The sequence below is a fragment of the Prevotella disiens genome, assembly GCF_900454955.1.
Taxonomy (GTDB): domain Bacteria; phylum Bacteroidota; class Bacteroidia; order Bacteroidales; family Bacteroidaceae; genus Prevotella; species Prevotella disiens.
The window spans coordinates 1,315,513-1,334,633 of record NZ_UGTL01000001.1 but is presented as its reverse complement, the minus strand read 5'-3'; the positions used below and the strand labels follow the sequence as shown (position 1 = coordinate 1,334,633).

The 19,121-nt window shown below is 37.2% G+C and carries 21 protein-coding genes; 14 read left to right on the top strand and 7 right to left on the bottom strand.

Annotation, left to right across the window (positions count from 1 at the left end; all coding sequences use genetic code 11):
- Positions 1-128 precede the first annotated feature (128 nt).
- Positions 129-2,615: a TonB-dependent receptor gene (locus DYI03_RS05915; RefSeq protein WP_021670025.1), complete on the top strand. Its 2,487-nt coding sequence runs from the start codon at positions 129-131 to the stop codon at positions 2,613-2,615.
- 223 nt (positions 2,616-2,838) lie between these two features.
- Here the strand turns inward: DYI03_RS05915 and cmk are convergent, their stop codons facing one another.
- Positions 2,839-3,531 carry a (d)CMP kinase gene (gene cmk, locus DYI03_RS05910; RefSeq protein WP_021670026.1) on the bottom strand — a complete coding sequence of 231 codons (693 nt, stop codon included), beginning with the start codon at positions 3,529-3,531 and terminating at the stop codon, positions 2,839-2,841.
- Between the two features lie 32 nt (positions 3,532-3,563).
- The gene (gene porQ, locus DYI03_RS05905) at positions 3,564-4,508 is read right to left on the bottom strand and encodes a type IX secretion system protein PorQ (RefSeq protein ID WP_021670027.1); all 945 of its coding nucleotides are present in this window, start codon (positions 4,506-4,508) and stop codon (positions 3,564-3,566) included.
- A 159-nt stretch (positions 4,509-4,667) separates the two neighbouring features.
- Between porQ and DYI03_RS05900 the strand changes: the two genes are divergently transcribed.
- The 5 genes from DYI03_RS05900 to DYI03_RS05880 are packed head-to-tail and all read left to right on the top strand — an operon-like array spanning position 4,668 to position 9,310.
- Positions 4,668-5,462: an energy transducer TonB gene (locus tag DYI03_RS05900; protein ID WP_021670028.1), complete on the top strand. Its 795-nt coding sequence runs from the start codon at positions 4,668-4,670 to the stop codon at positions 5,460-5,462.
- A gap of 59 nt (positions 5,463-5,521) precedes the next feature.
- The gene (locus DYI03_RS05895) at positions 5,522-6,496 is read left to right on the top strand and encodes a polyprenyl synthetase family protein (RefSeq protein WP_025064443.1); all 975 of its coding nucleotides are present in this window, start codon (positions 5,522-5,524) and stop codon (positions 6,494-6,496) included.
- Between the two features lie 20 nt (positions 6,497-6,516).
- The gene (locus tag DYI03_RS05890; protein WP_021670030.1) at positions 6,517-7,212 is read left to right on the top strand and encodes a hypothetical protein; all 696 of its coding nucleotides are present in this window, start codon (positions 6,517-6,519) and stop codon (positions 7,210-7,212) included.
- A gap of 22 nt (positions 7,213-7,234) precedes the next feature.
- The gene (locus DYI03_RS05885; RefSeq protein WP_025064442.1) at positions 7,235-8,008 is read left to right on the top strand and encodes a TatD family hydrolase; all 774 of its coding nucleotides are present in this window, start codon (positions 7,235-7,237) and stop codon (positions 8,006-8,008) included.
- A gap of 45 nt (positions 8,009-8,053) precedes the next feature.
- Positions 8,054-9,310 (top strand): acyloxyacyl hydrolase, encoded by a 1,257-nt coding sequence (locus DYI03_RS05880; RefSeq protein WP_021670032.1) that lies wholly within the window; start codon positions 8,054-8,056, stop codon positions 9,308-9,310.
- A 132-nt stretch (positions 9,311-9,442) separates the two neighbouring features.
- Here the strand turns inward: DYI03_RS05880 and DYI03_RS05875 are convergent, their stop codons facing one another.
- The 5 genes from DYI03_RS05875 to DYI03_RS05855 all read right to left on the bottom strand — a co-directional run bounded on the left by DYI03_RS05875 (position 9,443) and on the right by DYI03_RS05855 (position 12,591).
- Positions 9,443-10,141: a hypothetical protein gene (locus DYI03_RS05875; RefSeq protein WP_021670033.1), complete on the bottom strand. Its 699-nt coding sequence runs from the start codon at positions 10,139-10,141 to the stop codon at positions 9,443-9,445.
- A gap of 249 nt (positions 10,142-10,390) precedes the next feature.
- On the bottom strand, positions 10,391-11,053 hold the full coding sequence (locus DYI03_RS05870) for a tetratricopeptide repeat protein (protein ID WP_004357210.1): 663 nt from the start codon (positions 11,051-11,053) through the stop codon (positions 10,391-10,393).
- Between the two features lie 6 nt (positions 11,054-11,059).
- Positions 11,060-11,623, bottom strand: a complete 564-nt coding sequence (def, locus tag DYI03_RS05865; protein ID WP_021670034.1) for a peptide deformylase — start codon at positions 11,621-11,623, stop codon at positions 11,060-11,062.
- 51 nt (positions 11,624-11,674) lie between these two features.
- On the bottom strand, positions 11,675-12,094 hold the full coding sequence (gene ruvX, locus DYI03_RS05860) for a Holliday junction resolvase RuvX (RefSeq protein ID WP_021670035.1): 420 nt from the start codon (positions 12,092-12,094) through the stop codon (positions 11,675-11,677).
- Entirely contained in the window at positions 12,094-12,591 is a 498-nt protein-coding gene (locus DYI03_RS05855) for an SPOR domain-containing protein (RefSeq protein WP_004357519.1), read from the bottom strand. Before DYI03_RS05855 ends, ruvX begins: the two co-directional genes overlap by 1 nt.
- Positions 12,592-12,816: 225 nt before the next feature.
- On the opposite strand from DYI03_RS05855, the gene DYI03_RS05850 reads away from it, so the two are divergent.
- The 8 genes from DYI03_RS05850 to gcvT all read left to right on the top strand — a co-directional run bounded on the left by DYI03_RS05850 (position 12,817) and on the right by gcvT (position 19,099).
- Complete coding sequence (locus DYI03_RS05850) at positions 12,817-13,032, top strand: YtxH domain-containing protein (protein WP_004357518.1); 216 nt, start codon at positions 12,817-12,819, stop codon at positions 13,030-13,032.
- Between the two features lie 9 nt (positions 13,033-13,041).
- Positions 13,042-13,392, top strand: coding sequence for a phage holin family protein (locus tag DYI03_RS05845; protein WP_021670036.1), 351 nt, complete (start codon positions 13,042-13,044; stop codon positions 13,390-13,392).
- Between the two features lie 5 nt (positions 13,393-13,397).
- On the top strand, positions 13,398-13,694 hold the full coding sequence (locus DYI03_RS05840) for a hypothetical protein (protein ID WP_004357478.1): 297 nt from the start codon (positions 13,398-13,400) through the stop codon (positions 13,692-13,694).
- Between the two features lie 491 nt (positions 13,695-14,185).
- Positions 14,186-16,135, top strand: coding sequence for a threonine--tRNA ligase (gene thrS / locus DYI03_RS05835; RefSeq protein ID WP_021670038.1), 1,950 nt, complete (start codon positions 14,186-14,188; stop codon positions 16,133-16,135).
- A 221-nt stretch (positions 16,136-16,356) separates the two neighbouring features.
- Complete coding sequence (gene infC / locus DYI03_RS05830; protein WP_004357306.1) at positions 16,357-17,043, top strand: translation initiation factor IF-3; 687 nt, start codon at positions 16,357-16,359, stop codon at positions 17,041-17,043.
- A 113-nt stretch (positions 17,044-17,156) separates the two neighbouring features.
- Positions 17,157-17,354: a 50S ribosomal protein L35 gene (gene rpmI / locus DYI03_RS05825; protein ID WP_004357488.1), complete on the top strand. Its 198-nt coding sequence runs from the start codon at positions 17,157-17,159 to the stop codon at positions 17,352-17,354.
- Between the two features lie 37 nt (positions 17,355-17,391).
- On the top strand, positions 17,392-17,736 hold the full coding sequence (gene rplT / locus DYI03_RS05820; RefSeq protein WP_004357498.1) for a 50S ribosomal protein L20: 345 nt from the start codon (positions 17,392-17,394) through the stop codon (positions 17,734-17,736).
- Between the two features lie 277 nt (positions 17,737-18,013).
- Positions 18,014-19,099, top strand: coding sequence for a glycine cleavage system aminomethyltransferase GcvT (gene gcvT / locus DYI03_RS05815; RefSeq protein WP_021670039.1), 1,086 nt, complete (start codon positions 18,014-18,016; stop codon positions 19,097-19,099).
- Positions 19,100-19,121: the final 22 nt, after the last annotated feature.

Sequence of the window (19,121 nt, the reverse complement as noted above, 5' to 3'; positions counted from 1 at the left end):
CTAAAATGTTTCTTTTTTGCTTCTATGTATTCTTATTTTCATCATAAATAAGGATTGTGAATTTTATGGAATGTATGTACCTTTGCAGATGTTAAATAGAATTGATAAAAACATCTATTAAATAAAAAATGAATAAGATTTTACTAACGTTTTTATGTGCTTCATTTGTGCCAGTAAGTGTTTTTGCTGCTCCAGATGACACTTCTCTTGACACAACTCGTATTTACGACATCGAAGAAGTTTATGTTTACGACCAACCCAAAGAGTTTTTCCGTTTGCGTCAGCAACCTTTGAGTAGCACTTCTTTTAATCGTATGCAGTTGAATGCCTTAAATACACAAGACCTTCGCCAACTTTCAGCTTACGTTTCTTCGTTTACGATGCCTGAATATGGTTCACGTTTCACTTCGTCTATGTATATTCGCGGCATTGGTTCTCGTATCAATTCTCCAGCAGTAGGCATTTATGTTGACGGAATGCCGATACAAAGCAAAAGTTCTTTCAATTTCCATAGCTACGATGTAGAGCGTGTTGATGTCTTGCGTGGTCCCCAAGGAACATTGTATGGCATGAATACCGAAGGAGGTTTAATTCGTCTATATACTAAAAATCCGTTCCTTCATCAAGGTACTGACGTTAAATTATCTCTCGGAAATAAGTTTTGGCGCAAAGCCGAAGTGGGGCATTATGCAAAGTTAAGCGATAAGAGTGCGTTCTCTATAGCCGCTTTCTATGATGCTTCGAATGGTTTCTTTACCAATAAATTCAATGGCGAGCATGCTGATAAATTCGATGAATTTGGTGCAAGAGGTAAATTTTTGTGGAATCCTACCAACCGTTTTAGCTTAACTTTCTTAGCTGACTATCAGTATGTGAAACAGAATGGTTTCCCATACGGACAGATTGTTAGCGAAGAACAAATTGCAACAGCCAATATTGCTTCTCCTTATTATGCCTTACAAGCAGGAACGCAAAACCCAAACCACAATCGTGAAAATGGTTATAAGCGCAACATGTTGAACACTGGCTTAGGTTTGAAGTATGATGGTCAAGGTTTCGTATTCAATTCTATGACTTCTTGGCAATATTTAAACGATGATATGAAGATGGACGTGGACTATTTGCCACAAGATTTCATGCACTTGCGCCAACGACAAATCCAAAATTCAATTACTGAAGAACTTTTTATTAAAAGCAAAAACAATAGTCGTTGGCAATGGGCTTTCGGTGCTTTTGGTTCCTATCAATGGTTAAAAACTGATGCTCCTATTTATTTTGGTGGTGATATGAATAATTTTATTTCTCATAAAATCACTTCTTATGCCTACAATGGCATGCTTGCTGCAATGACAAGTCGCATAGCAGCAGATATGATAAAGAAAGGAATGCCAGAAGCCGAAGCTAAGAAAGCTGCTGCTGTTGCTGCTGTTACCGCAATAGCAAAGGCTGGTGGTGTGAAAATTAATATGACAATGGAGCCTATCATAGGTTTGTTCCATACCCCAACTTTCAACCTTGGTGTTTATCACGAAAGCAATATTGACCTTACCAACCATTTGCGTGCAACACTTGGCTTGCGTTATGATTATTCTCACCAAGCTATTGATTACGCAACATCGGCTCGTTTGCTATTAGACGAAAGTGTTATGGGAAAAAATATAAAGCCTATCATCACTTCTGCAATGACTCACCATGAAAGTAGTCATTTCAATCAATTGCTTCCAAAGGTCGGTTTAACTTACCTTTTCGACAATGGCAGTAATGTTTACGCTTCATGGTCAAAAGGTTATCGTGCTGGTGGTTTTAATATTCAAATGTTCTCTGATATTTTCCAATCGGAACTTATGGCTGCTTCACAAAAAGCTCGTGATGATATGAATATCCAACATAATGATGCTTTCTACGAAAAGATTGCAAAAACCATATCTTATAAGCCTGAAACAAGCTTCAACTATGAAATGGGAGCGCATCTTAACTTAATGGGAAGCCAAATGGTATTAGATCTCGCAGCTTATTATATGCAGATAAAAAATCAACAACTCTCTGTAATGGCTGGTAATTATAGTTTTGGTCGCATGATGACCAATGCAGGTAAGAGTCATTCATGCGGCTTTGAAGTTGCTTTGCGTGGTACAACCTTGCAAGACAAGCTTTATTATGCTTTGAGTTATGGTTTCACAAGCGCACAATTCGACAAATATACAGAGACAACTCGTGCAGGAGAAGTTGATTACAAGGATAAGAAAGTGCCATTTGTGCCACAAAATACCTTTGCTGCTACTGCTGATTATCGTATCGATGTTGACCCTGCAGCATTGATCGACCCTTCTAATCGATTCCATTTGCGTTCAGTACTTGTAGGATTAAACCTTACCGCACAAGGTAAAACCTATTGGGACGAGATGAATTCTATTTCTCAAAACTTCTATGCTACCCTTCGCGCACATGCTGATGCTGATTTCGGTCCAATGCATATCAATGTTTGGGTACGCAATATTACGGATACAAAGTACAATACATTCGTAGTACAAAACGGAGCAACAGGTTCAAAATTATCTTTCGGTCAACTTGGAAACCCCTTCCAAATTGGTGCTGACATAAGTTTCCACTTCTAAACGAAATATTAAAACAAGCAGCGTTAAACTACTTAAAATTAATTCATACTGTTAGAAATGATAAACCGCCAAACTCGTTGATGAGTCAGGCGGTTTATTTTTTTAGTACTCTTCTTTACTCTTACCACATAAGAATGAAAAAATCCTTGCATGGAAGTTATCTGTTTTTGGGAAGGGAGATAACCGAAAAGGGTGGTTACATAATTTTATTAGTTCCCAAGGACTATGCTCCAACCACTTTCTTGAATTGTTGCATCAACCATTCCTTTTGTTCTGCAATAGAAATATTGCTATTGTCTAATTCTATAGCATCATCAGCTTTTTTAAGCGGCGATACTTTACGATGCGAATCTATATAATCGCGTTCTTCAACATTCTTCAGAATTTCGTCAAAGTTAGCTTCCATACCTTTTTCTTTTAATTCTTCGTAGCGACGTTGCGCCCTTACTTCAGCTGATGCTGTAACGAAAATCTTTAATTCTGCATTTGGGAAAACCACCGTTCCGATGTCTCTTCCGTCCATTACAACGCCTTTGTCTTGTCCCATTTTCTGTTGTTGCGCCACAAGCGCACTGCGTACAGCGGCAATAGCAGCTATTGGGCTAACGTGAGAAGATACTTCCATGGTTCTTATTTGGTTTTCAACATTTTCACCATTAAGGTAAGCATCAGGACGTTGTGTTGTTTTGTTGAGTTTGAAACTGATTTTAATATTTTCAATTTGGTTTTCTAATTCGTTTTGCTTGATTGTTCCGTCCTCATTAAAAAGGTGATTGCGCAGCGCAAAGAGTGTTACACAACGATACATTGCACCTGTATCTATGTAAATGTAACCAATTTCTCGTGCTAAATCCTTTGCCATTGTGCTTTTTCCGCACGATGAAAAACCATCAATTGCTATTGTAATTTTCTTCATTTATATTTGTTGTTTTTCTCTAATTATTTGTTTTACAGCGAATAGGCTAAGTTTACCATGATAGAATTTGCCGATGCATGGTATTTTCCATAGGCTAAATTCAGTTTAAAACGTTCCAAATTCAAACCGCCACCAATGCTAAAACCTGCACCATGACTGCTTTGGTCATCGCCAATACCTATTTTCATTTCATCGGCTTTGCGGAAATTATATCCACCACCTATCCAAATACTTTCCGAAAGCAATACTTCTGCACCTAAATTCAGGTGGTTTATAAATCGATAATCATAATGAGTGAGGTCTACAAACGTTACAGACAAACGAACAGGAAGGGCTGAAAAAGTTTTACTAACACCTAATTGCAAGTCAAAAGGCATTTTCCCAAAGTCTTCTTCATAGGTTTTTACTTGTCCACCAAGGTTTTTCGCAGCCAAAGACACCGACCATTCGCTTTCAGGTTCATACCAATTTAAACCCAAATCAACGCCAACTGCCATGCTATTATAGTTTCCAATGTGTGCTGTTATAAACTTTCCTGTAATACCACCGACTAAATTTCTCGCCAATTCATACGAAAAAATTGCTTCAACCGCTATTTCGCTTGCAGTAAATTCGCCTGTTTGCACATTATTTTCGTCTACTTCTTTCATCTTTCCGTAACCCATATATTGGATTCCTGCTCCCAAAGTAGCCTTCTCTTTAATTGCTTTTGTGAACGATGCGCCCATGTAATTTGCCCCTTTCATGTAGTTCATGTAGCTTAAACCAATGGTCATATCACTCACTGAAGCTGCTAAAGCTGGGTTTGAAAACATCAAAGCAGGGTCGTCTTCAATGATAGAAATATTATTTCCTCCTAATGCAGCAGCGTGCGCACTAATGGGTAATCTCAAAAAATTATATTCAGTTTGGCTCTCTTGTGCCTGTGTTATTGAGCATAAAAGCGTTATCAAGAGCGTAAAAACAAGCTTTTTCATTTAATGTACTTTAATTTATCGGCAAAGATACATCTTTTTCCGAATATCTTATTAATTTTGTCTTTGATTATGGAATAAACAAGTAACTAAAGCAGTAATTGCCTCGTTTTTGTATCCATATCATTAATAACGTGAAATGATTCGATTTAGTGTTTAAGATTGGAAACAAAGAAGTCAAATAAAGCAGATTTAGAGCGCAAGCGGTGGATAGGATTCTTGCTTGGACTCATTATTGCGTCATCAATTTTCTTTGTTGCAATAGAATATTCGACAGGGGGTGGCGAAGAAAAAGCTGATACTCATTTGCTGAAAGATATTAAACTGCACGACCAAGACATGATTCCTGCCATTGACCAACAAGCGTTGGCAAAGCAAAAAGACGATAAAAAACCAACGGTGGAGGATATGTTGAACCTTAAACGCAGCGAAACTCCCAATAAAGTTACACCCCATGAAGTGGGAAACATGCAATCGAATGATACGAAAACTGCTGCTCCTCAAATTAGCGAAACACCTCTTTTGACAAGTGAAGGTACGCCTTTGCCCGACCCACCTAAGGACGTGGAAGATGCAAAAAAGGAAATAAATAAATTTACGGAAGATAAATCGGAGGTAAAAATAGAGCGTACCGATGACAAAATAGCTAAACGAATATTGTCAGAAACACCGACTCCGCCAGAAGGTTGGAGCGCATTTTTTGTTTGGCTAACCAAGAATATCAAGTATCCAGAAGTAGCAAAACAAGCAAATCAACAAGCTGTTGTCAGCATAACATTTATTATTAATTCTGACGGAACTGTAGATGATATTAAAATAAAAGAATCCAAAAATCCTATATTTGAAGCCGAAGTATTGCGTGTCGTGCGTACAATGGGCAAATGGAAACCTGGCATTCAAAACAATAAACCTTGCAAATCGCTTATCGAAATACCTGTGGTGTTCAGTTTAGGATAAGGCGATAAACAAGAAATAAAAACTATAAAGTTAAAATAGAATTTATAAAACTGAAAGATATGTACACATCGAACGAACTGCTTACAATCGTAAACGAATATTTAAATAACTTACCTTACAATCGTAAACCCTCGTCGCTCTACGAACCTATAAAATATGTGTTGGATTTAGGGGGCAAACGCATTCGCCCAATATTGATGATGTTGAGTTATAACCTGTACAAAGAAAATCCGAAAACGATTCTTTCTTCGGCTTGTGCATTGGAAACTTATCATAATTACACTTTGCTGCACGACGACTTAATGGACGAAGCACCTTTAAGACGTGGACAACAGACTGTTCATACGAAATGGAACAACAACCAAGCCATACTTTCTGGCGATTCTATGCTGGTTTTGGCATACGAAAGATTGGCGCAAGTTGATACGAAACATTTGCAAGCAGTGCTGAATTTGTTTACTGAAACGGCTTTACAGATAGGTGAAGGTCAGCAGTACGATATGGAATTTGAGCATCGAAACGATGTTACTGTCGATGAATACATTGAGATGATACGCCTGAAAACCAGTGTTTTATTGGCCTGTGCTACTAAAATGGGGGCTTTGTTGGCTGATGCTTCTGCCGAAGATGCCGAAAATCTTTATAAATTTGGCGAACAAATAGGTTTAGCTTTCCAGCTTCAAGACGATTATCTTGATGTTTATGGCGATTCAAAGGTGTTTGGAAAGAAAATAGGTGGCGATATTACATCGAACAAAAAGACTTATATGCTCATCACAGCCTTTAATCGTGCCAACGATAAACAACGTGCTGAACTCGAAGAATGGATAAATAAAACTGCATTTGTTACAGAAGAAAAAATTGCAGCGGTAACTCGCTTGTACAACGAAATAGGGGTCGATAAGCTGGCAAAAGAAAAAATGGACTACTATTACGAACAAGGAAAGCAATATTTGCAAGCCGTAAAACTTCCTGAAGAGCAGAAAAAAGAATTGTTGGCATACGCTGCTGATATGATGAGTCGTCAGAAATAAACTACTCAAAGTTCTCGCTTATGCCTTACAGACGCCTACCGAAAACGGACGCAGCACGCCTTAAAGCACTGAAAACACTGTTGGACAACAATGATATTTACACCGCAAGAAATAAATTCATTGATTGGAAACTCATCAACAGTGCCCAACCGCTTTACGACCGATTGCTTACGGCTACCGAGCAGTACAAGATTTCGATGGCAGCACAGGTGAGAAAAGCTAAGAAAATGGACGGTTTGCAGCGTCGTGCTTTCATGTATTTAAGCCATTTTATACAGGTTTTGCTGATGTCAGCAGAGCGTGGAGAAGTGAAACGAAAGCAATTACCTCTTTATGGAATAGAAGAAACAGCCACAGCAATGCCCAATATTAAGTCGGCAGAAAACTTGTTAGATTGGGGACCAAAAATTATTGAAGGCGAAAAGGAGCGAATTAAAAAAGGTGGACGCCCCATTTACAATCCGTCTATTGGCATGGTTTCTACCCATTTTGACATTTATAATGAGGCTTTTACGGCTCAAAAGCGGTTGCAAGAACGCACCAATAAGGACAATCATGCGGTTTCGAAGTTGCGCCCCGAAATTGATGCACTCATTTTAGAATTATGGAATGTGATAGAAGCCCATTTCGAGCATCTCCCACAAGAAGAACGGCTATCTGGATGCAAACGATTTGGCATTATTTACTATTACCGCAAGGGCGAACAAAAAGAATAAACTTAAAGAAAAGAAAGACAAAATGATAATAGATACACACACGCATTTGGACGGAGAGGAATTTAAAGAAGATTTAAATGAGGTTATAACACGAGCAAAAGCAGCTGGTGTTAGCAAGGTTTTTATCCCTGCAATCGACTTAAATTCTATTGAATCGATTGACAAAGTATGCAATATTGCTCCCGATTTTGCTTTCCCAATGATAGGATTGCACCCCGAAGAAGTGAAAGCCGACTATGTTTCTGTTTTGGAAACGATGAAAAAGCAACTGCTTTCTACCGATAAATATATCGCTGTTGGCGAGATTGGATTAGATTTTTATTGGAGTCGTGAGTTTGAAAACGAACAATTATTGGCTTTCGAAGAGCAAGTAAAATGGTCGATAGAAACTCGTTTGCCACTTATGATACACTGTCGAAAAGCGCAAAACGAAATGGTAAAAATCATGCGTAAGTATGAAAAAGATTTGCCAGGGGGGGTGTTTCATTGTTTTACAGGCAACGAAAAGGAAGCAGCCGAATTGCTTTCATTCGATAATTTTGTATTGGGCATTGGTGGTGTACTGACGTTTAAGAAATCTAACTTGCCAGAAACGCTGAAAACACTACCTTTAGATCGTATTGTTTTAGAAACCGATGCCCCTTACATGGCACCAGTTCCGTTGCGTGGAAAGCGCAATGAAAGTTCGTTTTTGGTACATATTGTGTCGAAATTGGCAGAAGTTTACGGTGTTTCTGAAGAAGAAATTGCTGCAAAAACAAATGCTACCGTCAAGCGTATTTTTGGTTTTAGCTAAAAAAAGATAGCATAAAACTGAATATTATAACACTAAGAGGAAAAAATGATACTAAAAAGATTTTTTATTTTCATAACCTCTTTTATGGCTTTACAGGCTTTTGGTGAAACAAAAGATACGATTTCGCATTGGGGAGTAACCCTAAGCGGAATGCCAAGTAAGGTGGTTGTATTAGATAAATATCAACGCAAATGGATGAAAAAGAACAAAAATGGTTCGATAGCCATAGAGTTCAACCATGTAGATTTACCTTCTGAAAAAGATTCATTTGCGAAAGATTATAATTTTCCGTCACTTTCTATCGGATTACGCTACACAATGAATGACAAAGTGCGCATGCATCGTGAGCAAGACCCCAGTTGGGGATTAGCAGAAGAAGTGCCTTATGATTCGCATTTAGGCAACACTTTGTCTATTTATGGTAGTTTTACGCGTGCTATTCATCGTACAAAACATTGGGAAACAGCCTATTCTTTAAGCGGTGGCTTTGGTTTTAATCGAAAATGGTACAATAAAGAAAACAATATCGATAATGAATTGATAGGGACACCAGTATTAATCTATTTTGGAATAGGCATACACCAAACTTATAGATTTGCCCCAAAATGGGGCATTCGTGCGAGTTTAGAATTTGTGCATCATAGCAATGGCGCATTGTATCGTCCGAATAAAGGCTCTAATACATTAGGACCATCGTTAGGATTGGTGTATTATCCTTATTATGATGAACTTATAAACGAAAAGAACAGTTTTAAAGTTGCCCCTTTCAAGAAGTATTGGTACATGGATTTAGTGGTGGGAGCTGGTGCTAAAACCATGTTAGAAGATTGGTTACAGACACAATTTAACACACCCAAGAGTGCCCCTGATTATCGAACAGAGTATTTCAAACGCTATGCAGCCTTTTCTTTTCAAACAAACTTAATGTATCGTTATGCAAGAAGATGGGCATCGGGCATTGGATTTGATGTATTTTATGGAACATACGCAGAACATATTGAGGCACTTGACCGAGCAAATAACATTGATTCTCAATGCTCTCGCTGGTCAATAGGTATTGCGGGAAAGCATGAAGTGTTCTATCATAACTTATCATTAGCGGTAGCTTTAGGTGGTTATTTGTACCGAAAGATGGGTGAGAATGCTAAAATTAATGAGTCAAAGATATACGAACGAATTGGCGTTCATTATACTTTTCCGTCCTTGAATGGTTTAAAATTAGGAATTAATGTAAAGGCGCATATCACAAAAGCCGACTTTACGGAGTTTATAATCTCTTATCCTATCCGCTTTTCAAAGTAGCTTATGGAATTATCAGCACGCAAAAATTAAAAACTCATACTTTTGAAAGTGAAAATAGCCTGTTTTGCGTTGCAAAACAGGCTATTTATTATATTCCCCCTATATTTTAAATAAATATAGTTTTGTCTTTTCTTATAATCCTAAGCCTTTCAATGCTTCGTTAGTAGCTTTATTTACAGTCTTTTTAACGGCTTTACCTGCTGTTTCGCCTGCTTTCTTGGTTGCTTCGTTAGCTTTCTTTACTGCTTCATTAGTTTTGGTTTGAACTTGGTCTCCTGCTTTTTTCACTGCGTCTTGAGCGTCATTTACCTGGTTAGAGGCAGCTTCCTTAACGGCTGCTGCATCATCTTTGGCGCTATTTACCAACTTATCACCTTCAATTTTAGCACCATTGGTAAGCGCATTCAATACTGCGTCAGGACTAACCGAAGTCATTGTTGTAGCGGCAGAAGTAAGAGCAGTTGCAATGGAACTATTGCCAGCATTTGTTGCGACAGTCTTAATTTTTTCAGCATTGCTCTTCAACCATTCTTGAACCTTTAATAAATATTCTTTTGCCTTTTCTGGATTGTTTTTTGCCAATTCCACTGCCTTAGCTTGTGCGCCAGTGAGCATTGCGGTGATACCTTTCGCATCTTTAGAAGCCAATAAAGAGCTGAGTTTTCCTGTTAAATCCTGAACGTTTTCTGGCACATCAGTAGCTGCAACAACCATTGTGTCTGCTTGTGCTTCTGTCGAATCTGCGTTATTAGTAGCTGGATTTTGTTTGTTACCACAGCTGACAAATGTCAAAGCAGCTACTGCCATTACCATAAAAAATACTTTTTTCATAATCTTTCTCTTTTTAATAAATTAATATTGAGTCAAAGATAGGTATTAATTTTCTATTTGATGAGATTTATTGCAAGTTTTAACCTATATTTTCTTTATTTTTTGGATAATAAGTTTTAATTTGAAAGTAGTTTTAAATAAGTTATGTATGGCTCTTAGAAAAGAGTTTTCAAACTTCATTGTTCTGATGTTTGCATCAAAAAATGTTTACATTAAAAGATGTTTGTATCAAAATAAGGTGAATTAAATTTAATATAGTTTCACCTTCAATTCTTTTTTATTCGTTTCTTGTTTTTCTTTGTCAGGAATGCGTTGCATCAACCACGAACCTTTATTGAGCGTATTGAGTTTCAGAAAATCCAACTTTACATTGGAAGTAATCTTTCTCTGTGGTTTACGTCCCAACTTTATTTCCTTCTCAAGATTAATAGCTGCATCAAAATCATTCCAGCGTTTATTAATATAGTCCAATTGAAGGAGTGCTTCTTTGCTATTATTGTTCATGTAAAAGCAATAAGCTCGATTAAACCAATATTCTCTGTTATCTTGATTTATATCTAACGCCTTTGTATAAGCAACAATTGCACTATCAAACTTTTCTTCACGGATACACGTCATAGCATATAAATCGAAAATATCAGCTATGTAAGGTTGCAACGCTAATGCGCTTTGACAATCGCTGTCGGCACCTTTATAATCTTCAAGATGATATTTTGACAAAGCCATGAGATACCATGCTTCGTAAAGATTGGGCTTTAATGCTACTATTCTATCAAATATTTGCAATGAGGTAACATAAAATCCTGCGTCTAACGAACGCCGCCCTTCCTCCATTAATCGTTTTATATTATATTGTGCAGAGGAAGGAAGCGTAAAAGTTGTGAGCAAGAAAAAAACAAGCCACCTCAACATTGCAAATTATTTATTGTTTGCAGGCTTTACCTTATAATGGCAATTAAATCGTCCTTGCGATAATGCTTTCATTTTCTTAGCAATCATTTGCTTGCGAAAAGGTGAAATGCGGTCGGTAAACACCTTACCTTCTATATGGTCAAACTCATGTTGAATGACACGAGCTAAATAACCGTCAATCCATTCATCATGTTCTTCCAAATTTTCATCTACATATTTAACATGAATACGTTTTGGTCGGGTTACATTTTCATGTATGCCAGGCAATGATAAGCAGCCCTCCTCCATTGTTTCTGTTTCACTATCATCGGTTTCAAGAATATGTCCATTGATAAACGCATGCTTGAAATCTTTGTATTCAGGGAAACTTTCAGATATAACATCTAAGTCAATAACAACCAATCGAATAGATTTACCTATTTGAGGTGCTGCCAATCCTATTCCATCGCTTGCCGAACATGTTTCAAACATATCAGCTATCAATTGTTGTAGATTGGGATAATCCAATGGAATATCTTCAGCAATTTTTCTCAGTACGGGCTGTCCTAATGTGTAAATTGGTAATATCATTTGTTTTATTCTTCGTATTTAATAGAATTGTATTGCTTCTTTTTAAACAATTTATAATCCTTTCGATTTCATATAATCTTGTAAAATGATTGTAGCTGACACCTCATCAACTAATCCTTTATCTCCTCGGCGCGTTTTTTTCTTCACTCCTCCAGCTAAAATTGCTTGTTGCGCCAAAGCTGACGTGAAGCGTTCATCGTAATATTCAACAGGTATTAACGGCATAGCTTTACGCCATCGGTTTACAAATTGCTCTACACGAGAAAGATTTTCACTGGGTTGTCCATTCAATTGCGTAGGACGTCCAACGACAATACATTCAACATTTTCACGCTGTACATAGTCTTTTAAAAAATCGAAGAGTTCGGATGTAGCAACAGTCATCAATCCATTGGCAATAATTTGCAATGGATCGGTGACTGCTAAACCTGTTCTTTTCTTTCCGTAATCTACTGATAATATCCTACCCATTACTTAGAAAGTAACCAAGCGTCAGGATATTGAGTGCGCAATTGATTGCGACTTTGAACTGCTGAAGCCTTGTTATCGAAAGTTGAAGCAACAACTCGATACATATTATTACCAGCATTGTAAGCTACTTGAGCATCAAGACCAGCACTCTTTAAACGTTGTTGCAAACCATCAGCGTTAGCTTTAACACCAAATGAACCAACAACAACACTAAATGTCTTCAATCCTGTACCAGCAACGACAGAAACATTTTCACGGCGAACAACCTCATTGTCGTAATTATCTTCCACACGAGTTTCAATAACAGGTTGTGTTTCAACAGGAGCAACTACTGGTACATCTGATGACTCAGTTGTCGTTTTCTCTGCTGTATAACCCGTACGTTCCTGTGCTTTAGCTTTTTCATAAGCTTTCTTATATGCACTTTCGCTTGATTTACAACTGGTGAAAGCCATCGCAACACATAGCGCTGCGCCAAAAATCATCATTTTCTTCATATTTCTTTATTTTATTTGTTGATAATACTCTTTGTTTTTATATTCTATTGTGCGAAATTACAAATTTAGAAGCAAACTACATAAATTCTTGCACATAAAGATTGTTAAATAAATTATTTACAAAAAAATTAACAGAAAATAATTTGTTATTGTTTTTCTTTATCAAGTAAAAGTTGTATATTTGCGAATGATAAATAAATAATTCAACATTAAAAAATAAAAATTATGAAGACATTAGGTTATATTGGCGCATTTTTAGGTGGCGCAATTGCAGGAGCAGCTTTAGGTATATTAATGGCGCCCGAAAAAGGTGCTGATACTCGTACAAAAATCTCTGATGCAGTAGATGATTTCTGCAACAAACACGATATTAAACTCAGCAGAAAAGAAGCTGAAGAATTTGTTGACGACATTAAAGACGCTGCAGCTGACGTTCTCTAATCCTCGAATATGCTTTCAAACGATAACAATGTAGAAACTATTGCACAACTTATTGAGCGAACAAAACATTACATCGGGCTTCAAACAGAATATGTTAAGCTCGATGTAATAGAAAAAGTTGTACGCTTATTAACCGCTATTGCTATTCTGCTTTCAGTAGTAGGATTGCTTGCAATGGCAGCAATATATCTTTCATTTGCTGCCGCTTACGCATTAGCATCAGTAGTAGGAATGACTTGTACTTTTCTCATTGTGGGAGGAATCTATGTGGTACTTCTTTTTTTGATAATTATTTTACGCCATAGGCTTATTGAACGCCCGCTCGTTAAGTTTTTGGCTCATCTATTAATGTCAAAGTAAGCCTTATGTTTAGCAATTCACAAAACAACGAACCAACGTATAGGACGCTAAGCGAAATACGTTTGCGTAAGGCACAACTGCTTACAGAAATTACGAAAGAAAGCAATCGTATGTCGGGATTATGGGATAATGTTTTCCATAAACCACAAGATTCATCTACACCTACTAAAAGATTTTCAGGAATTATGGTCAAGGGAGTTGGAGTTGCTGATGCTGTTATATTAGGTTGGAAACTTTATAGACGCTTTACGGGCAAGCCAAGTATATTTGGTTTCTTTGGAAACAAGAGAAAGAAGAAATAACACAACTTTTTAATATGGATAAAAGATTGTAAAGAACAAAACTCAGAAAAGCCAAATTGCATGTAGTAATTTGGCTTTTTTGTTTATGCATAGTTTTATTGCATAGGCAAATGATGACTCTTTTATTTGCTATTGCCATTATGAAATACAAGCATTTTTATCCATTTGTATTTATGTAGTCATAAGAAGTCGTTGTTTAATTTTCCAAGCAACCTATTTGAGTTTCCAAAACAGGCACTTTTTGAGAACAAAATAGGCACTTTTTGAGAAAGAAATAGGCACTTTTGAAATGATATGAATTCCTAACAACTCCATTTTGATGCCGAATAATCTTCATCTTATATCCATACAATTTACCAATATAAAATAAAAAGCAATTTATTGGCATAAATAACAGCAATATTTAAGCATTTATTTCGAATACTTGTTTTGTTCTCGCATAAAATTTGTACCTTTGTTCCCATATTGATTTATAAAAACTAATTTGTATTATGGTTAAAATCACTTTCCCAGACGGTTCTATTCGTGAATACGAACAAGGCATTACTGGACTTCAAATTGCAGAGAGTATTTCACCGGCTCTCGCTCGCAACGTTGTATCTTGCGGGGTAAATGGTGTTACAACAGAGTTAAATCGTCCTATTAATGAGGACGCTACAATAGCTCTCTATAAGTTTGACGATGAAGAAGGTAAGCATACTTTCTGGCATTCGTCAGCCCACTTGCTTGCAGAGGCACTTAAAGAATTATATCCTGGTATCCAATTCGGATTTGGTCCAGCTATTGAAAATGGCTTCTTCTATGATGTTCAAACAGCAGACGGACAAGCTATTTCTGAAAATGACTTTCCTAAGATTGAAGCTAAAATGCTTGAATTGGCTAAGAAAGATTCTCCAATTGTTCGTCGAGATGTTTCAAAAGCTGATGCAGTTAAAGAATTTACAGCTGACGGACAAGAATATAAAGTGGAACATATCGTAGAAGACCTTGAAGATGGAACGATTTCTACTTACTCACAAGGTAATTTTACCGACCTTTGCCGTGGTCCTCACCTTACTTCAACAGGTGCAATAAAGGCTGTGAAACTAACAAGTGTAGCAGGTGCTTTCTGGCGTGGCGATGCTAATAGCAACCAATTGACACGTATCTACGGTATAACTTTCCCTAAAAAGAAAATGCTTGATGAATATCTTGTGATGTTGGAAGAAGCTAAAAAGCGCGACCACCGTAAAATTGGTAAAGATATGGAACTCTTTATGTTCTCTGAAAGAGTAGGAAAGGGACTTCCTATTTGGTTGCCAAAGGGTACACAAGTACGCCTTCGTTTACAAGAAGTTTTGCGTAAATTACAACGCCCATATCACTATCAAGAAGTGATAACACCAGGCATAGGTGGTAAAAACCTTTATGTAACTTCTGGACACTATGCCCATTATGGTAAAGATGCATTCCAACCTATCCAAACTCCAGAAGAAGGTGAAGAATACATGTTGAAACCAATGAACTGCCCTCACCACTGCGAAATATTTGCACACAAACCACGTTCATACAAGGATTTACCTTTGCGCATTGCTGAATTTGGTACAGTGTTCCGCTACGAGAAGAGTGGAGAATTGCATGGACTTACTCGTGTGCGTACTTTCACACAAGACGATGCTCACCTCTTTGTTCGCCCAGAGCAAGTTAAAAAGGAATTTGAAGATGTTATAGACATTATTCAAAAGGTATTCATCACTTTTGGTTTCGAGAATTACGAAGCTCAAATTTCACTTCGCGACCCTGCTGATAAAGAAAAATACATCGGTTCTGATGAAATTTGGGAAGAAAGCGAACGTGCTATCAAGGAGGCATGCGAGGAAAAAGGTCTTAAAGCACGTGTAGAAATAGGCGAAGCTGCTTTCTATGGTCCTAAACTTGACTTTATGGTAAAAGATGCCATTGGACGCCGTTGGCAGTTAGGCACAATCCAAGTGGATTACAACTTGCCAAATCGTTTCAAGTTGGAATATACAGCAGAAGATAACACCAAGCAAACTCCTGTGATGATCCACCGAGCACCATTTGGTTCATTGGAACGTTTCACAGCCGTTTTGATAGAACACACAGCAGGACATTTCCCATTGTGGCTGACACCAGACCAAGTAGCAATTCTGCCTATTTCAGAGAAATACAATGGATATGCAGAAGAAGTTAGAGCATACTTTGAAGCTAACGAAGTTCGTGCAATTGTTGATGACCGTAACGAAAAAATTGGACGTAAGATTCGTGACAACGAGTTAAAACGTGTACCTTACATGGTAATCGTTGGCGAACAAGAAATGGCAGACGGATTGGTTTCAATGCGTCAACAAGGTGGTGGCGAACAAGCTACTATGCCAAAAGAAGACTTTGTAAAACGTATTCAAAACGAAGTTGCAGAGCAATTAAAAAATCTTGAGTAATCAATTAGCTATCTATTAAAGAGAAACTCTGAATGGTATAAATCGTTCAGAGTTTCTCCTTATATAATATGTAGAAACGCTGTATAAAAGATTCAAAAACCACAAAAAGCCTGTTTTAAAGCAAAATAACTAATAAAAAAGAGATAAAAAATTTGTTTAATCCATTGAAAAATAGTAACTTTGCACCCGTTTAGTAAAAAATAAAACTTTAATATAGTTGAATGAAGAATGACAAAATGAAGTTTCAGTACCGTGTGAATGAGCAAATTCATGCACGGGAAGTTCGTGTGATAAGTGATGAAGGTGCAGAAGTTATGTCTGCGCGCAAAGCTTTGGATATTGCAAGAAAAGAAGGTGTAGACCTTGTTGAAATATCTCCGAACGCACAACCTCCAGTTTGTAGAATCATCGACTATTCTAAATTCCTCTACCAGCAGAAGAAACATCAGAAAGAGATGAAGCAAAAGCAGGTAAAGCAGGAAATTAAAGAAATTAGGTTTGGGCCTCAGACCGACGAACACGATTATCAGTTCAAGCTGAAGCATGCACAAGAGTTTCTCAATGACGGAAATAAAGTTCGTGCTTATGTGTTCTTCCGTGGACGTTCAATCCTCTTCAAAGAACAAGGTGAAGTGCTTTTGTTACGTTTTGCCAACGATTTGGAAGAACTTGCAAAAGTAGAACAGTTGCCAAAGCTTGAAGGCAAAAAGATGTTCCTCTATCTTGCACCAAAGAAAACTGGAATAACAAAGAAAAGTCAGCAACGCAGAGATCGTGAGGAAGCCCAAGAAAATGCGAAAAATGCAGATACAAAAGTTGAATCAAAGGAAACTGAAAATGTAGACAACGGACTATTTGCAAATGCAAAAAATGGTTCTGCAGTGCTTGATAAGTTAAAGAGCGAATAAAGAAAACTTGATTTATCTTTCTTGTAAAGATATTGAAAGAACCTGTGCGTAACGTCCTGGTATATACGTTGCCACAGCTGAATTAAATAAATAACAATTTAAATTTAAAAAAAATGCCAAAGCAAAAGACAAACTCTGGAGCTAAGAAGAGATTTAGCTTCACAGGTACAGGTAAGGTAAAGCGTAATCGTGCTTACCACAGTCATATTTTGACTAAGAAGACAAAGAAACAGAAGAGAAACCTCGTTCACACAGCACTTGTGGACAGTAGCAACATGAAACAAGTACGCGACTTGTTAAATCTTCGTTAATCATTATTAGTCAAACAAATTAAAAGGAAAAGAAACTATGCCAAGATCAGTAAATCATGTTGCTTCAAAAGCAAAAAGAACAAGAATCCTGAAGCAAACTAAGGGTTACTATGGTGCCCGTAAAAATGTTTGGACAGTAGCAAAAAACACTTATGAAAAGGGTTTGACATACGCATACCGCGATCGTCGTAACAAAAAGCGCAATTTCCGTGCTCTTTGGATACAACGTATCAATGCTGCAGCTCGTCTTTATGATATGAGCTATAGCCAATTGATGGGCGCATTGCACAAGTCTGGTATCGAAATCAACCGTAAGGTACTCGCTGACCTCGCTGCTAATAATCCAGAAGCATTTAAGGCTATCGTAGAAAAAGTAAAGTAATTTAAACAATTACATCATATATAAAAGGTTGCAATCTATAAGGTTGCGACCTTTTATTTTATATACGTATCTTCAAAAAGGATTAAATCACATTTTGAAAACTCGGTTTTACAAAATAACCTAAAAGATTAGTGTAAAATCTTTGAAAATTTTTGGAATATCAAAAAAACTTTATTACATTTGCATCGCAAGAAAGGGAAAATCCCAACCTAAATCAATTAACATAAACCAAAGGTGAAAACCCAAGGTTAGCACAAAATAAAATTCTTAAATAATTATGGAGAACAAAAGAACATGCCTTTATGACAAGCATGTAGCATTGGGGGCATTGATTTCACCATTTGGTGGCTTTGATATGCCAATTCAGTATTCAAGTATTATTGACGAGCACAATGCAGTTAGAAAGCATTGTGGAGTGTTTGATGTATCTCACATGGGTGAAATTATCGTTTCTGGTAATGAAGCTGAGAAATTTGTCAATTATATTTTCACAAATGATGTAACAGGATTAGGCGTAGGTAAGGTTATCTACGGTATGTTCTGCATGGAAATAGGTGGTGTTGTTGACGATACTTGTATTTGCAAAGTTGGCGAAAATGAATACATTTTGACAGTCAATGCTGCCAATATCCAAAAAGATTTCGATTGGATTAGCCAACATACAGCAGGTTTCGATATTAAACTTGTAAATGATAGTGAAAAATATGGACAACTTGCTATCCAAGGTCCTGAAGCAGAAAAGATTATTACCGAAAAATTGGGTATCGCTTGTTCTGACTTAAAGTTCTACGAAGTTAAGACAATGAATCACGATGGCGAGGAAATAATAATTTCTCGTACTGGTTACACAGGTGAAGATGGATTCGAACTATATGGAGCTCCTGACTATATCGTTAAGGTATGGGACAAATTAATGGAAGCAGGTGCAACTCCTTGTGGTCTCGGTTGCCGTGACACATTACGCTTTGAAGCTGGTATGCCATTGTATGGACACGAACTTTCTGAAGAAATTACCCCTGTAATGGCAGGTTTATCTATGTTCGTTAAGTTCGATAAAGAGAACTTCCTCGGTAAAGAGGCTCTTTTGAAGCAAAAAACAGAAGGTGTTACAAAACGTTTGCGTGGCATTTGGCTTGACGACAATGCTATCCCACGTAATGGATACAAAGTATTCAAAGACGGAAAAGAAATTGGCGTAATCACAACAGGTTACAAACTTATTTCAGTAGAAAAGAGTTGTGCAGTAGCTTTAGTTGATGCTGATATTAAATTAGAGGATAGAGTAGAAGTACAAATTCGCAAGAAGTTCTTCCCAGCAACAGTTGGTAAGAAAAAATTCTACGACCCACATTACGTTAAGTAATAAAAATAAGTGCAAGAACTCA

Excerpts from the sequence above, each read along its gene's own strand:
- DYI03_RS05915 (WP_021670025.1), top strand. The coding sequence starts at position 129 with ATGAATAAGATTTTACTAACGTTTTTATGTGCTTCATTTGTGCCAGTA.
- cmk (WP_021670026.1), bottom strand. The coding sequence starts at position 3,531 with ATGAAGAAAATTACAATAGCAATTGATGGTTTTTCATCGTGCGGAAAA.
- porQ (WP_021670027.1), bottom strand. The coding sequence starts at position 4,508 with ATGAAAAAGCTTGTTTTTACGCTCTTGATAACGCTTTTATGCTCAATA.
- DYI03_RS05895 (WP_025064443.1), top strand. The coding sequence starts at position 5,522 with ATGTACACATCGAACGAACTGCTTACAATCGTAAACGAATATTTAAAT.
- DYI03_RS05890 (WP_021670030.1), top strand. The coding sequence starts at position 6,517 with ATGCCTTACAGACGCCTACCGAAAACGGACGCAGCACGCCTTAAAGCA.
- DYI03_RS05885 (WP_025064442.1), top strand. The coding sequence starts at position 7,235 with ATGATAATAGATACACACACGCATTTGGACGGAGAGGAATTTAAAGAA.
- DYI03_RS05880 (WP_021670032.1), top strand. The coding sequence starts at position 8,054 with ATGATACTAAAAAGATTTTTTATTTTCATAACCTCTTTTATGGCTTTA.
- DYI03_RS05875 (WP_021670033.1), bottom strand. The coding sequence starts at position 10,141 with ATGAAAAAAGTATTTTTTATGGTAATGGCAGTAGCTGCTTTGACATTT.
- DYI03_RS05870 (WP_004357210.1), bottom strand. The coding sequence starts at position 11,053 with ATGTTGAGGTGGCTTGTTTTTTTCTTGCTCACAACTTTTACGCTTCCT.
- def (WP_021670034.1), bottom strand. The coding sequence starts at position 11,623 with ATGATATTACCAATTTACACATTAGGACAGCCCGTACTGAGAAAAATT.
- ruvX (WP_021670035.1), bottom strand. The coding sequence starts at position 12,094 with ATGGGTAGGATATTATCAGTAGATTACGGAAAGAAAAGAACAGGTTTA.
- DYI03_RS05855 (WP_004357519.1), bottom strand. The coding sequence starts at position 12,591 with ATGAAGAAAATGATGATTTTTGGCGCAGCGCTATGTGTTGCGATGGCT.
- DYI03_RS05850 (WP_004357518.1), top strand. The coding sequence starts at position 12,817 with ATGAAGACATTAGGTTATATTGGCGCATTTTTAGGTGGCGCAATTGCA.
- DYI03_RS05845 (WP_021670036.1), top strand. The coding sequence starts at position 13,042 with ATGCTTTCAAACGATAACAATGTAGAAACTATTGCACAACTTATTGAG.
- DYI03_RS05840 (WP_004357478.1), top strand. The coding sequence starts at position 13,398 with ATGTTTAGCAATTCACAAAACAACGAACCAACGTATAGGACGCTAAGC.
- thrS (WP_021670038.1), top strand. The coding sequence starts at position 14,186 with ATGGTTAAAATCACTTTCCCAGACGGTTCTATTCGTGAATACGAACAA.
- infC (WP_004357306.1), top strand. The coding sequence starts at position 16,357 with ATGAAGAATGACAAAATGAAGTTTCAGTACCGTGTGAATGAGCAAATT.
- rpmI (WP_004357488.1), top strand. The coding sequence starts at position 17,157 with ATGCCAAAGCAAAAGACAAACTCTGGAGCTAAGAAGAGATTTAGCTTC.
- rplT (WP_004357498.1), top strand. The coding sequence starts at position 17,392 with ATGCCAAGATCAGTAAATCATGTTGCTTCAAAAGCAAAAAGAACAAGA.
- gcvT (WP_021670039.1), top strand. The coding sequence starts at position 18,014 with ATGGAGAACAAAAGAACATGCCTTTATGACAAGCATGTAGCATTGGGG.